This window comes from Yersinia artesiana (assembly GCF_902726545.1).
Classification (GTDB): Bacteria; Pseudomonadota; Gammaproteobacteria; order Enterobacterales; family Enterobacteriaceae; genus Yersinia; species Yersinia artesiana.
Window position 1 is genome coordinate 1 of the sequence record NZ_CACVAD010000001.1, and the last position, 12637, is coordinate 12637.

A 12637-nucleotide genomic window follows, 5' to 3' on the forward strand; every position below is an offset into this window, starting at 1 on the left:
GACCAGGCAAACGCAACATATGTTAAAATAATGAGTAAATCCATGATATTACTCCACCGGAGGGGTTTTATTATCGGCCAGTTTTATTTCTAAGTCAGTTACACGCTGTTGAAGACGGGTAAATGAAGCCTCCTGACCTTGCATACCCCAGCCACGCTCAGGGCGATATAGGGTGGCCCATATCCATAAAAATGGCCATATAACATGCAAAGTAAACAGGCTTACCCATCCTGCGACATGAATAGCATCAGCATGAGGATGATTACGTGATTTTGCGATCAGATAGGGAATATCATGAAGAATTATTATCCCGTAAAAAATCACGAGGAGGACAAAAATAAGGACACCTAGCGCAAAGTAATTAAGGAACATAGTCACCTCGAATAGATGAACTGCTCATCATTAATAAATCATAGACATGTCTACTAATAATTGTTATTGAAACTATAAAAATTTTTATAAAACTCAATACATCATAATTCTTAAATAGATGAGCGCATTCAGCAAGGATACATATTTCTTTTCAAAATTAGTGTCATGGCATTGACCATGGAGCGATGGGTAATTGATAAACAGAAAACCAAATCCGTGCATCTTCATCACACGACGTAAGGAAGCAGGTGATGCACAACAACGAATACTATTGAACCAAGTGTAGTGGCCGACAAAAAATCATCACGGATTTAGAGTTTTCCAGAATAATCATTCTGACTCACTCAGCATCAAACTACCATTATAAAGCTGGAGAAAAAGGCAGTTGGATCAAACCACTGAACAAGCCTAGTCCTAATACAATTTATAAAGTTGATGGGAATAAAGTATATCATACAGATGATCAAGGCTGAGAAAAGTGGTGATGCTGGTGATGAAGGCAGACATTTGCTCGCGAGCATTTTTGATGGGCCGGGAGAAAAGCTTAATTTTGTTCCGATGGATGCAAACCTGAACAAGGGGACATGGAAAAAGAAGGTGATGGAGGAGAATACGAGTTCGATTATATTGACTCGGCAGGTACAAATGACTGATTTGCCCCCTATGATGGTGCCGTCAGTGACCTTACTCCGTTAATTGTAGAACTTAGAAAGTATTATTTGGAACATGGCCCTACAAATGGGCTACCTGAATGGGTTGGTTGTGAAATGGCGTTCGATTTAGAAAAATAAAACTAAGCATTGAATTCGAATATGATAGCCAAGAAAGTTAACCAATAATTTCATCAGTGAAGTTACCTGATTGACTTATATTGACGAAAGGGCTTTTTCGCGGTCTTTTCTCTTATATTTTATAAGCATCGTGATGCTGCAGGTATTTACATAAAATGTGTGATTCATAGACGATGCTTTTGCGCAATACGCTGGTACCTTTGAACGGTTCATCGCGAGCGGTGAGTTCATAATCAATCGTACCTTCATTCGTTAACCAGGCCGGGTGAAGAATAGTGTAATCAAGCCCAGAGGCTTCAATCGCATCTGCCGCCCGACGAAATGGCTTGAGAGGTTCGCCGTTAATCGCATTATCTGTATTAGTCGCGGCCTGATCCAACGCATCGCCCATGATGATCCGGCTGTTGGCCAGATTTTGCCGCAGTACCTTCACCACGCTGCAATCAGTCGATAAAATCCTATCCCGCCCCAGCCGTAATAACACCGCAACCCTACCCCACGATCTGTTTTTGTCAGGGCATTTGGGTGATGAACAATTTGATTTAGCATTCTGATAATTAACCGTTTTCAAACAGCCTGCCACGCGCGGGCTTTTTTGTATCTGAAGATGGTCAATCTTTGAGTGAAGGTCACAATGCGGACAGTGAAAATAAATAATTCAATAAAATCAACGTAAAACAAACAAAAAAAGGGAGGCTTTCGCCTCCCCTTTGCACTCCCCACACCTGAATTAATGGTTACGAATGTACTCGTCCATATCTGTTTTCAGGTTATCAGATTTCGTCCCGAAGATAGCCTGAACACCTGAGCCTGCAACGACAACGCCCGCAGCACCCAATTTCTTCAGACCAGCTTGGTCAACCTTGGACACATCAGCCACGCTAACACGCAGACGAGTGATACATGCATCCAGGTTAGTGATGTTTTCTTTACCACCAAATGCTGCTACCAGTGCTGCTGACATTTCAGTGCCACCCTGTACAGTTTGCTCTGTCGTCGTGTCTTCACGACCCGGTGTTTTCAAATTCAGTTTGGCGATCAGTACACGGAAGATGGTGTAGTAGACCAGACCGTAGCAAATACCCACCAGAGGGAACAACCAGATACGGCTGCTGTTGCCACTTAGAACTACGAAATCAATCAGGCCGTGGGAGAAGCTGGTACCATCACGCATCCCAAGCAGGATACAGATTGGGAAGGCCAGGCCTGCCAGAATTGCATGAATAACATACAAGATTGGCGCCACGAACATGAAGGAGAATTCGATTGGCTCGGTGATACCAGTCAGGAATGAGGTCAGTGCTGCGGAGATCATGATCCCGCCCACTTTTGCCCGGTTTTCCGGTTTAGCAGAATGCCAAATAGCGATTGCAGCTGCTGGCAGACCATACATTTTAAACAGGAAGCCACCAGACAGTTTACCCGCAGTTGGGTCACCCGCCATATAACGTGGAATGTCACCGTGGAATACCTGACCCGCTGCGTTGGTGTATTCACCAATTTGCATTTGGAATGGTACGTTCCAGATATGGTGCAGACCGAATGGAACCAACGCACGTTCTACCACACCGTAGATACCAAAGGCGACTACGGAGTTTTGATAAGCTGCCCACTGGGAGAAAGTCTGGATAGCAGTACCCACTGGCGGCCACACGAAGGACAGAATCACGCCAACGAAGATCGCTGTGAAACCAGAGATAATCGGCACAAAGCGTTTACCGGCGAAGAAGCCCAGATATTCAGGTAACTGAATACGGTAGAAGCGGTTAAACATGTAGGCTGCTATCGCACCTGCAATGATCCCGCCTAACACCCCGGTGTCAGCTAAATGCTTGGCAGCAATTTCTTCTGCTGGCAAATGCAAGACCAGTGGTGCTACCACCGCCATGGTTTTCACCATGATGCCGTAAGCAACAACGGCTGCCAACGCGGATACACCGTCGTTGTTGGTAAAGCCAAGTGCAACGCCAATAGCAAAGATCAATGCCATATTAGCAAAAACGGAACCGCCCGCTTCTGCCATTACGTGAGAGACTACCGTTGGTAGCCAGCTAAAATTCGCGGAACCGACACCCAGCAGAATACCTGCGATGGGTAATACGGATACCGGTAGCATTAGCGATTTACCGACCTTTTGCAGGTTTGCAAATGCGTTCTTAAACATAGTTGAGTGAGCTCCTGAGTAATAGTGCTTTTTACTGCTTTTTCTCGCGTTTATTGGCGTTACAAAGGGGGGAGTAAGCCTTTGCGAATCAGGGTGTCTAAAGCACCCCTTTAATTTTTACGAAGAGTAAAATAAATAGCCTGCTTAATGTTTGATGGCAGTCACGTTTCTTTCAAGAAAGCGCTTAATTTGCTTCAAATCGCGCATTTTTTGTAAAAAAACGTCAATGAGAGCTGCCCTCACCCACTAAATCGGGTGAGAACATTACTCGTTTCGACGATTAATTACGAGCTTAAAAAAAAGTATTCTTAAGGAAGTTGGGACGTTCCACTGGTCAGCCGTGCAGAGTCCAGATGAAATAACCGGCAGAAGTTGTCGGTGGTGGCTTGGGCTAAGGATTCAAGACTAACCCCCTTTAGCACCGCCATATATTCAGCAACATCACGCACATAGGCTGGTTGGTTCTCTTTACCACGGTGCGGAACCGGTGCCAGATAAGGCGAATCGGTTTCGACCAGCAACCGATCAAGTGGCACATAGCGCGCGACATCACGCAGCTGTTCGGCGTTACGAAAAGTGAGAATACCTGAGAAAGAGATGTAAAAACCGAGATCCAACAGCGTGGCGGCGGTTGCTTTATCTTCTGTAAAGCAATGTAAAACTCCACCACACTCTTGCGCCTGTTCCTCATGCAAGATTGCCAGCGTATCTTCACGGGCATCACGAGTATGCACAATCACCGGTTTATTTAATTGACGGCCAATACGGATATGCTCACGGAAAGAGGCTTGTTGCAGTGGAATATTGTCTTGCTGATAGAAATAATCCAGCCCGGTTTCCCCCATCGCCACCACGTTATCTGCCGCCGCAAGTTTTGCCAATTGCTCAAAATCATAGCCGCCATCCAGATTGAGTGGATGAACGCCACATGAAAACGCCACATTTTCTCTCTCCCCGATAAGGGAGGTCATGGCTGAAAAGCCCGGTAATGTAGTGGCAACCGCCAGCACGAACCCGACATCACGCGCCTTCGCTTTAGCTAATACATCATCAACATTGCGGTGCAACGTCTGGTAATCAAGGCTATCAAGATGACAATGAGAATCTACTAACAACATAATTTTAAACCCAATTACAACGAAGATAAGGTGGAATAAGTGCCCGTGCTCAGAGCGGTTTCCCAGTTAAGCAGGAACTCGGTGAGTAATAATTCACGATTAACACCTACCACCGATAATAATTGATGGCGGCAATGGCCCAGCGCCTGGGCTGAATGGAGCAATACTGGTGTTGCGGCCATGCCAGCCAATTGCTGTACCAGAGGCAATTGATCCTGGTTGACAGCAAACTCACCTGCGCCCTGTTGCCATTTCAACGCATCCAACACCAATGAAGAGATCCATTGTAAGCGTTCTGGAGCATCATCATGGTTAAGTTGCGGTATTAACGACAGTAAATCCGAGCTGTGCAGTGCGCTATGCAATGCATGGCACAAAGTGGTTCTGGTGGCCCAGCGTTCCGGTTGCAGTAAACACTCGGCCGCTAACGGCGCACCTTCACTCAATTTAAGTGCCGCCAGCATCGAGACAGGTTCTGCTGGGATCTGCCGCTGAAGCCATTGCAGGCTAAGCGCGGTATCTGGGCAGGCCAGATGCCAGTAAAAGCAGCGGCTGCGCAGTGTCGCAAGCAAACTGGCAGGTTGATGGCAATCAAGTAGAAAATAGGTATTCTCTGGCGGCTCTTCCAACGTTTTTAACAACGCATTCGCCGCCGCATCGGTAAGCAACTCCGCGTGGGGCAGCCACACGACTTTTGCCCCGCCTTGCTGAGCATGGGAATAGAGTTTTTCAATCTGTTGGCGCACCAGCTCAACGCCGAGACTGCTTTTACCTTTCTCCGGTGTCAGCACATACCAGTCCGGATGATTGCCCGCCAGCATCAAGCGGCAACTATGACATTCGCCACAGCTTTTCTCGCCTTGTCGTTGCTGGCACATCAACCAACGGCTAATACCGTAAATCAGTGCTTCTTCGCCATTTCCGGGTAAAGAGTGCAGCAGTAATGCATGATGGCCTCGCCCGGCAGCCTGCTGCCCTACCCACTGACGGTAAGGCGCGGTAAGCCATGGGTACCATTTCATTACGCTGTTTCTCGGCTGGTCAGCCATTGCTTCAGTACCCGGCTAATAGATTCACTGACTTGCTCAAGCGGTTGTGAAGCATCAATAGTTTTGATACTCGAATCGGTTGCAGCCAATTCGAGATAGCGCTCTCGGGTGCGCTCAAAGAAGGCCAGTGACTCTTGTTCAATCCGGTCTAATTCACCGCGAGCGCGAGCGCGTGCCAGCCCGATAACTGGCGGCAAATCGAGATACAGTGTCAGGTCGGGGCGGAACTCACCCAATACCGTGTCACGCAATGATGTCATCAGATTAATATCAATCCCGCGCCCGCCGCCCTGATAGGCTTGCGATGACAAATCATGGCGATCACCCACCACCCAACTGCCGTGGGCCAGTGCCGGTTTAATCACATTTTCAACCAATTGCACGCGCGCAGCATACAACATCAGCACTTCGGCTTTGTCCGTCAGGACTTCACCGTCAATACCTTGCTTAATCAAATCACGCAGCTTTTCTGCCAGCGGCGTTCCCCCTGGCTCGCGAGTGAAAACAATATCGTTAATCCCCTGGGCGCGTAATGTGGCAACCACGGTGTCTCTGGCGGTGGTTTTCCCTGCCCCTTCAAGCCCTTCAATAACGATAAATTTACTGTTCATTTTTATCCTTTAGCGATTGGCGATAAACTCGCACCGCCTGGTTATGACTGGCTAAATTGGTGGTAAAAGTATGGCCGCCCTTGCCGTCTGCTACAAAGTAGAGGTAAGGCGTTTTAGCCGGATGAGCGGCGGCCGTAAGTGATGCCAGCCCCGGCATCGCAATCGGCGTCGGCGGCAAACCAGATATTACATAGGTATTATAAGGCGTTGGCGTATCTAAGTCTTTACGGCTAATGGTGCCATTATAGCTATCTCCCATGCCGTAAATAACCGTCGGGTCCGTTTGTAATCTCATACCAATACGTAAACGGTTGATAAACACCGACGCCACTTTGGTTCGCTCTTCATTAACCGCCGTTTCTTTTTCGATGATTGACGCCATCGTCACCAGGTCGCCTGGGGTTTTGTAAGGCAACGACTTATCGCGCCCCTGCCAGATTTCATCGACTGTTTTTTCCATCTTCACATGGGCACGTTTGAGTAATGCCAGGTCAGTGGTTCCGGCAGTATATGAATAGGTATCTGGATAAAGCCACCCTTCGGGATGTTCGCTGTCCTTTAATCCCAGTAATACCGCAATTTCGGCATCACTCTTCCCATCCAATACATGCTTTATATATTTTGATTGTTGTAATTCATCCATCCAATCACGCAGCCGCTTGCCTTCGATAAAGCGCACGGTAAATTGGGCTTCTTTACCGCTGGCGAGCAGTTCTAACATACCGCGCACTGTCATCCCGGGAGTAAAGCGATAGGTACCCGCCTTGAACTTGGCTAATTCTGGTTCAAGGCGCAGCAGCCAGGGGAACCAGCGAGTATTTTTAATCAAGCCGTCACGTTGCAGCAAATTCTCCAGAGCCACTCGCCCTGTCCCGGCAGGAAGTTTAAAGATGGTTTCTTGCTGGATAGCCAATGGCCTATCAGCAAAATGTTGTACTCTCTGGTAACCCAACAGCAGCAATCCCAAACAGATAGCGACAAAAAGGATTAATGCTCTGGTGCTTTTTATTTTCATCGGGCGGCCATCTTCATATTAAAGGTAGTCATAGGGGCAAAAATCAAAATCCTCATGCAGCCTATACTTCGCAGCAATGAAGATTTAAGAAATCAAATAACTGGCGTGAGTGGTAAACCCAGGGTTCAGCACGATTGGCCGGCTCAATCCTATTCACCGAGAGCAGCGGCATCAGTGCGTTACAAACGATAACTTCATCTGCATCGGCCAACACATCCACCGGTTGTGCCACAATTGTCACCTGCCGACCATGCGTAGCCAGGCAGCTAATAATTCGTTGACGCATAATGCCATCTACACCTGATTGGCGCAGGTCTGGGGTAAAGACTTCCTCCCCCTTACGCCAGAATAAATTAGCGGCACAGCATTCCACCAGCATACCTTCAGTGTCAAGCACCAGCGCCTCATCCGCCGTTGTCTGCTCAAGATGCGCGCGAATCAATACCTGCTCCAGGCGGTTCAAGTGCTTAACCCCCGCCAGCAAGGGGCTGCGTGCCAGCGATATCGGGCTAAGTGCCAAAGAAATCCCCCGTTCACGCCAACTATGATAATGAACCGGGTAATCATTAAGGGAAATAATCCGAGTCGGATGCTGGCATGCCGTACCACTGTAACCTCGTCCGCCACTTCCCCGACTGATAATCACTTTCAACACCCCGTCTTCAGTATGGCTTGCCGCCTCAACCATTTCCTTGCTCAATGCATTCCAGTTTACTGCGGGGATTAAGAGTCGTTCAGTCGCCTGCTGCAAGCGTGAGATATGCTTATCCAGCCACACGACTTGACCAAGATAAACCCTGGCGGTAGTAAAACAGCCATCGCCAAACTGCACAGAGCGGTCTGAAGCTGAAATCAAATTTTGTTCAACACCATTAATCCAGAACATTCAGATTCTCTTTAAATGGGAGTATTGGTTTTATATTCAGTTGGGAAAGCAGGATTGCCCATAAATATAAATTGTACCTGCTGACAGTATCAGATTTAAACCCGTGGCTGTTTTCAGATTTATCTCTTATTGAGACAGTTATTATGGAGGGATGTTATGACTAATGCAGGGCAAAACGAGTAAAAGACCCAGAAACCGGGTCTTTTGAGCAGTTGGAGCGTAACGGTCAAGGTTATACTTTGCGGAAAACCAAAGAACCGTTAGTGCCACCGAAACCGAAGGAGTTACACAGGGTGTACTCCAAATCGTTTACCTGACGAGCTTCGTGCGGAACAAAGTCCAGATCACAACCTTCATCTGGATTATCCAGGTTAAGAGTTGCAGGAATGGCCTGATCACGCAGAGCTAAGACAGTAAAGATAGACTCAACTGCACCTGCTGCGCCTAGCAAGTGCCCAGTCATGGATTTGGTGGAACTGACCATCACTTTATAGGCATCTTCACCAAATACAGACTTAACTGCCTGCGTTTCGGCTTTATCGCCAGCAGGAGTTGACGTGCCGTGGGCATTGATATAGCCAATCTGAGATGTGCTCACACCCGCATCACGTAATGCATTTACCATTGCCAGAGCTGCTCCAGAACCGTCTTCCGGTGGAGAGGTCATGTGATAAGCATCGCTGCTCATCCCAAAACCAACAACTTCTGCATAGATTTTTGCGCCACGTTTTTTTGCGTGTTCATACTCTTCCAGCACCATCATGCCTGCGCCGTCACCCAGAACGAAACCATCACGGTCTTTATCCCATGGGCGACTTGCCGCTTGCGGGTTGTCGTTTCGAGTCGATAATGCACGAGCAGCACCAAAACCACCGACACCCAATGGCGTACTGGCTTTTTCAGCCCCACCCGCCAGCATGACATCAGCATCATTGTAAGCAATGATACGCGCCGCATGGCCGATGTTATGCACACCTGAAGTACATGCTGTAGCGATTGAGATGCTTGGCCCACGCATCCCACACATTATCGTCAGATGACCAGCAATCATATTAACAATGGTTGATGGTACGAAGAATGGGCTAATTTTACGTGGCCCACCATTCACCAACGCAGTATGGTTTTCTTCAATCAGACCCAGCCCACCAATACCAGAACCGATAGCGGCACCGATACGGGTAGCATTGGCTTCGGTGACTTCAAGCCCGGAGTCTTGCATGGCTTGCATGCCAGCAACAATGCCGTACTGTATGAATGCGTCCATCTTGCGCGCATCTTTACGCGAAATGAACTCTTCACAATTAAAATCTTTTACTAAGCCAGCAAATCGAGTTGCATAGGCACTAGTATCAAAATGGTCGATCAGGCTGATGCCACTCTGCCCGGCAAGCACAGCTTTCCATGTGGATTCAACTGTATTACCGACAGGAGACAACATGCCCAGTCCAGTCACAACAACTCGACGCTTAGACACGGTTGTCCTCCAAGGAGGGAAAATAACACTTAGGACAAAAAAAACTTAGGCGGTCGAGTGACCGCCTAACTATCAAAACTTAAAGCATGTACGCTTACTGCTGGTTAGCGTTGATAAAATCAATAGCTGCCTGAACAGTAGTGATTTTTTCTGCTTCTTCGTCTGGAATCTCAGTATCAAACTCTTCTTCCAGAGCCATTACCAGCTCAACGGTGTCCAGAGAATCCGCGCCAAGATCTTCAACGAAAGAAGCACTGTTCTTCACTTCGTCTTCTTTAACACCCAGTTGTTCAACGATGATTTTCTTAACGCGTTCTTCGATAGTGCTCATACTCTTAAATTTCCTATCAAAACTCGCTTTCGCGATGGTTTTCGTAGTGTATAAAATGTTGAAAAAGATGCAACTAAATCTCGGCTGGTCAAACCACGATTTTACGCTATTTTGCGGTTTTTACCTCAAATAACGCAAATACTTTCGTGATTTTTAAATCATATACATGCCGCCATTGACATGTAACGTTTCACCAGAGATGTAGCCGGCCTCATCAGAGGCTAAAAATGCAACAGCGCTGGCGATTTCTTTTGCTTCCCCAAGCCGGCTAGCTGGTACTTGGGCTAAAATGCCTGCGCGTTGATCATCTGTCAACGCCTTAGTCATGTCTGTCTCAATAAAGCCAGGTGCGACAACGTTGACAGTAATGCCACGTGAAGCAACCTCACGCGCCAAAGACTTGCTAAAACCGATCAGACCCGCTTTAGCTGCCGCGTAGTTAACCTGCCCTGCATTGCCCATTGTCCCAACTACAGAACCAATGGTGATGATACGCCCAAACCGCTTTTTCATCATAGCGCGCAATACCGCTTTTGACAGACGGAATACAGAAGTCAGATCGGTGTCAATAATATCTTGCCACTCATCATCCTTCATACGCATCAGCAGGTTATCACGCGTAATCCCTGCATTATTCACTAAAATGTCGACTTCTCCAAATTCCGCACGAATCGTTTCCAGAACAGACTCGATTGATTCGGGATCCACGACATTCAGCATTAAACCTTTACCCTGGTCACCCAAGTAGGCGCTGATGGCTTCAGCACCCTTTTCACTGGTCGCCGTACCAATAACACGGGCACCGCGCTCAGCCAATAATTCTGCAACCGCACGGCCAATACCGCGACTCGCGCCGGTTACCAGCGCAATTTTTCCTTCGAAGCTCATGTTACCCTCTTTCTTAGTTTTCAAGCGCACTGGTCAGCGTAGCGACATCGTTTACCGGTGCTGCGGCCAAAGTATCCACGATACGCTTGGTCAAACCAGTCAAGACCTTACCCGGCCCAACTTCTAACAGCAGCTCAACACCTTCTGCTGCGATAAATTCAACACTCTCAGTCCAACGTACCGGATTATACAACTGACGCACCAATGCGCTACGAATCGCCTCTGGTGACACTTCAGTTTTCACATCTACGTTGTTGACGACAGGGAATAACGGTGCCTGGAATTCAATGTTTTCCAGTGCTATAGCCAGCTTATCTGCCGCAGGTTTCATCAGCGCACAATGAGATGGCACACTAACAGGCAATGGCAAGGCACGCTTTGCGCCAGCGGCTTTACAAGCAGCGCCCGCGCGTTCTACTGCCTCTTTATTACCAGCAATAACCACCTGACCCGGAGAGTTAAAGTTAACGGGCGAGACAACTTGACCAAGAGCTGACTCTTCACAAGCTTTGGCGATGGATTCATTATCCAAACCAATAATCGCATACATGGCGCCGGTACCTTCAGGTACCGCTTCTTGCATCAATTTGCCGCGTAATTCAACCAGACGAATCGCCTGTGTGAAATCGAGCACACCAGCGCATACCAGAGCTGAGTATTCACCCAAGCTATGGCCCGCCATCATCGCAGGCAGTTTACCGCCTTGATGTTGCCAAACGCGCCAGATAGCAACAGATGCCGCCAATAGAGCCGGTTGCGTCTGCCATGTTTTATTCAATTCTTCAGCCGGACCTTGTTGTACTAGCTGCCACAGATCATAACCCAGTACTGATGAGGCTTCACTGAAAGTCTCTTCAACTATCGGAAATTGTGCGGCCAAATCGGCCAGCATGCCAAGGGATTGAGAACCCTGGCCTGGAAATACCATTGCAAATTTCGACATTTTGCTTTCCTGTTAAACCAAAAAAGGTCCTGTTAAATCAGAAGCGAACCAGCGCTGAGCCCCAGGTAAAGCCGCCGCCAAACGCTTCCAGCAGCACTAACTGCCCACGTTGAATTCGCCCATCTCGTACTGCTTCGTCAAGTGCCGCAGGTACGGATGCCGCAGAGGTGTTACCATGGCGATCGAGGGTTATCACCACTTTATCCATCCCCATGCCTAATTTTTTAGCCGTTGCGCTAATAATACGCAGGTTGGCCTGATGCGGCACCAACCAATCCAGCGCTGAGCGATCTAGATTATTGGCTTGCAATGTCTCATCCACAATGTGGGCAAGCTCCGTTACCGCAACTTTAAACACTTCATTGCCCGCCATAGTGACATAGGCTGGCTGTTCTTGGTGTAGGCGATCCTGATATGGCAATTTGAGCAATTCACCATAGTGACCATCTGCGTGCAAATGAGTCGAGAGAATGCCCGGCTGTTCCGAGGCACCTAATACCACGGCACCGGCACCATCGCCAAACAGAATAATGGTGCCGCGGTCTTCTGGATCCAGTGCACGAGAAAGTGCATCAGAACCAATGACCAACGCATATTTGACTGCACCACTTTTCACGTACTGATCAGCAACACTAAGTGCATAGGTAAAACCGGCGCAAGCTGCGGCCAGATCGAAAGAGGCAGCATCTTTGATCCCTAGCATTTGTTGCACCTGGCAGGCCGAGCTTGGGAAAGCATGGCTTGACGAGGTGGTCGCTACGATAATCAGCCCGACATCATCTTTTTTAAGACCAGCCATCTCCAGCGCTTTTTCAGCTGCGTGGAAACCCATAGTCGCAACAGTTTCATCAGGGGCAGCAAGACGCCGTTCACGAATACCTGTTCGGGTGACAATCCACTCGTCCGAGGTATCCACCATTTTTTCTAAATCAGCATTAGTGCGCACTTGTTCGGGCAGATAACTCCCCGTACCGAGAATCTTAGTATACATGTAC

General features: G+C 48.1%; 13 protein-coding genes and 1 pseudogene. 1 reads left to right on the plus strand and 13 read right to left on the minus strand.

The genetic code is table 11. From position 1 onward, the window contains the following. Positions 1-48: 48 nt before the first annotated feature. The gene (locus tag HU019_RS00005) at positions 49-372 is read right to left on the minus strand and encodes a DUF3302 domain-containing protein (RefSeq protein ID WP_174847403.1); all 324 of its coding nucleotides are present in this window, start codon (positions 370-372) and stop codon (positions 49-51) included. A 459-nt stretch (positions 373-831) separates the two neighbouring features. Between HU019_RS00005 and HU019_RS20220 the strand changes: the two genes are divergently transcribed. Further along, positions 832-1068, plus strand: coding sequence for a DNA/RNA non-specific endonuclease (locus HU019_RS20220; RefSeq protein WP_227739420.1), 237 nt, complete (start codon positions 832-834; stop codon positions 1066-1068). Positions 1069-1335: 267 nt separating this feature from the next. Here HU019_RS20220 and HU019_RS00015 read toward each other — a convergent pair. The 12 genes and pseudogenes from HU019_RS00015 to HU019_RS00070 all read right to left on the minus strand — a co-directional run. After that, positions 1336-1554 (minus strand): annotated as a pseudogene (locus HU019_RS00015) (NAD(P)H-binding protein); the annotation flags it as partial. A 339-nt stretch (positions 1555-1893) separates the two neighbouring features. Further along, positions 1894-3327: a PTS glucose transporter subunit IIBC gene (gene ptsG / locus HU019_RS00020; RefSeq protein ID WP_005157966.1), complete on the minus strand. Its 1434-nt coding sequence runs from the start codon at positions 3325-3327 to the stop codon at positions 1894-1896. A gap of 308 nt (positions 3328-3635) precedes the next feature. Next, positions 3636-4445 (minus strand): metal-dependent hydrolase, encoded by an 810-nt coding sequence (locus tag HU019_RS00025; RefSeq protein WP_174847402.1) that lies wholly within the window; start codon positions 4443-4445, stop codon positions 3636-3638. Positions 4446-4459: 14 nt separating this feature from the next. After that, complete coding sequence (gene holB, locus HU019_RS00030; protein WP_174847401.1) at positions 4460-5467, minus strand: DNA polymerase III subunit delta'; 1008 nt, start codon at positions 5465-5467, stop codon at positions 4460-4462. Then, positions 5467-6105: a dTMP kinase gene (gene tmk / locus HU019_RS00035; RefSeq protein WP_174847400.1), complete on the minus strand. Its 639-nt coding sequence runs from the start codon at positions 6103-6105 to the stop codon at positions 5467-5469. The genes holB and tmk overlap by 1 nt, the downstream gene beginning before the upstream one ends. Next, positions 6095-7120 carry an endolytic transglycosylase MltG gene (mltG, locus tag HU019_RS00040; RefSeq protein WP_174847399.1) on the minus strand — a complete coding sequence of 342 codons (1026 nt, stop codon included), beginning with the start codon at positions 7118-7120 and terminating at the stop codon, positions 6095-6097. Before mltG ends, tmk begins: the two co-directional genes overlap by 11 nt. A 61-nt stretch (positions 7121-7181) precedes the next feature. Further along, positions 7182-8006, minus strand: coding sequence for an aminodeoxychorismate lyase (gene pabC / locus HU019_RS00045; RefSeq protein ID WP_174847398.1), 825 nt, complete (start codon positions 8004-8006; stop codon positions 7182-7184). 232 nt (positions 8007-8238) lie between these two features. Beyond that, entirely contained in the window at positions 8239-9480 is a 1242-nt protein-coding gene (gene fabF / locus HU019_RS00050; protein WP_174847397.1) for a beta-ketoacyl-ACP synthase II, read from the minus strand. 94 nt (positions 9481-9574) lie between these two features. Then, entirely contained in the window at positions 9575-9811 is a 237-nt protein-coding gene (acpP, locus tag HU019_RS00055) for an acyl carrier protein (RefSeq protein ID WP_002220787.1), read from the minus strand. 153 nt (positions 9812-9964) lie between these two features. Beyond that, on the minus strand, positions 9965-10699 hold the full coding sequence (fabG, locus tag HU019_RS00060) for a 3-oxoacyl-ACP reductase FabG (RefSeq protein WP_174847396.1): 735 nt from the start codon (positions 10697-10699) through the stop codon (positions 9965-9967). A 13-nt stretch (positions 10700-10712) separates the two neighbouring features. After that, complete coding sequence (gene fabD, locus HU019_RS00065; RefSeq protein ID WP_174847395.1) at positions 10713-11642, minus strand: ACP S-malonyltransferase; 930 nt, start codon at positions 11640-11642, stop codon at positions 10713-10715. A gap of 37 nt (positions 11643-11679) precedes the next feature. Next, the gene (locus HU019_RS00070; RefSeq protein ID WP_174847394.1) at positions 11680-12633 is read right to left on the minus strand and encodes a beta-ketoacyl-ACP synthase III; all 954 of its coding nucleotides are present in this window, start codon (positions 12631-12633) and stop codon (positions 11680-11682) included. Positions 12634-12637 lie beyond the last annotated feature (4 nt).

Coding starts and splice junctions, on each gene's coding strand:
- HU019_RS00005 (WP_174847403.1), bottom strand. CDS start 372: ATGTTCCTTAATTACTTTGCGCTAGGTGTCCTTATTTTTGTCCTCCTC.
- HU019_RS20220 (WP_227739420.1), top strand. CDS start 832: ATGATCAAGGCTGAGAAAAGTGGTGATGCTGGTGATGAAGGCAGACAT.
- ptsG (WP_005157966.1), bottom strand. CDS start 3,327: ATGTTTAAGAACGCATTTGCAAACCTGCAAAAGGTCGGTAAATCGCTA.
- HU019_RS00025 (WP_174847402.1), bottom strand. CDS start 4,445: ATGTTGTTAGTAGATTCTCATTGTCATCTTGATAGCCTTGATTACCAG.
- holB (WP_174847401.1), bottom strand. CDS start 5,467: ATGAAATGGTACCCATGGCTTACCGCGCCTTACCGTCAGTGGGTAGGG.
- tmk (WP_174847400.1), bottom strand. CDS start 6,105: ATGAACAGTAAATTTATCGTTATTGAAGGGCTTGAAGGGGCAGGGAAA.
- mltG (WP_174847399.1), bottom strand. CDS start 7,120: ATGAAAATAAAAAGCACCAGAGCATTAATCCTTTTTGTCGCTATCTGT.
- pabC (WP_174847398.1), bottom strand. CDS start 8,006: ATGTTCTGGATTAATGGTGTTGAACAAAATTTGATTTCAGCTTCAGAC.
- acpP (WP_002220787.1), bottom strand. CDS start 9,811: ATGAGCACTATCGAAGAACGCGTTAAGAAAATCATCGTTGAACAACTG.
- fabG (WP_174847396.1), bottom strand. CDS start 10,699: ATGAGCTTCGAAGGAAAAATTGCGCTGGTAACCGGCGCGAGTCGCGGT.
- fabD (WP_174847395.1), bottom strand. CDS start 11,642: ATGTCGAAATTTGCAATGGTATTTCCAGGCCAGGGTTCTCAATCCCTT.
- HU019_RS00070 (WP_174847394.1), bottom strand. CDS start 12,633: ATGTATACTAAGATTCTCGGTACGGGGAGTTATCTGCCCGAACAAGTG.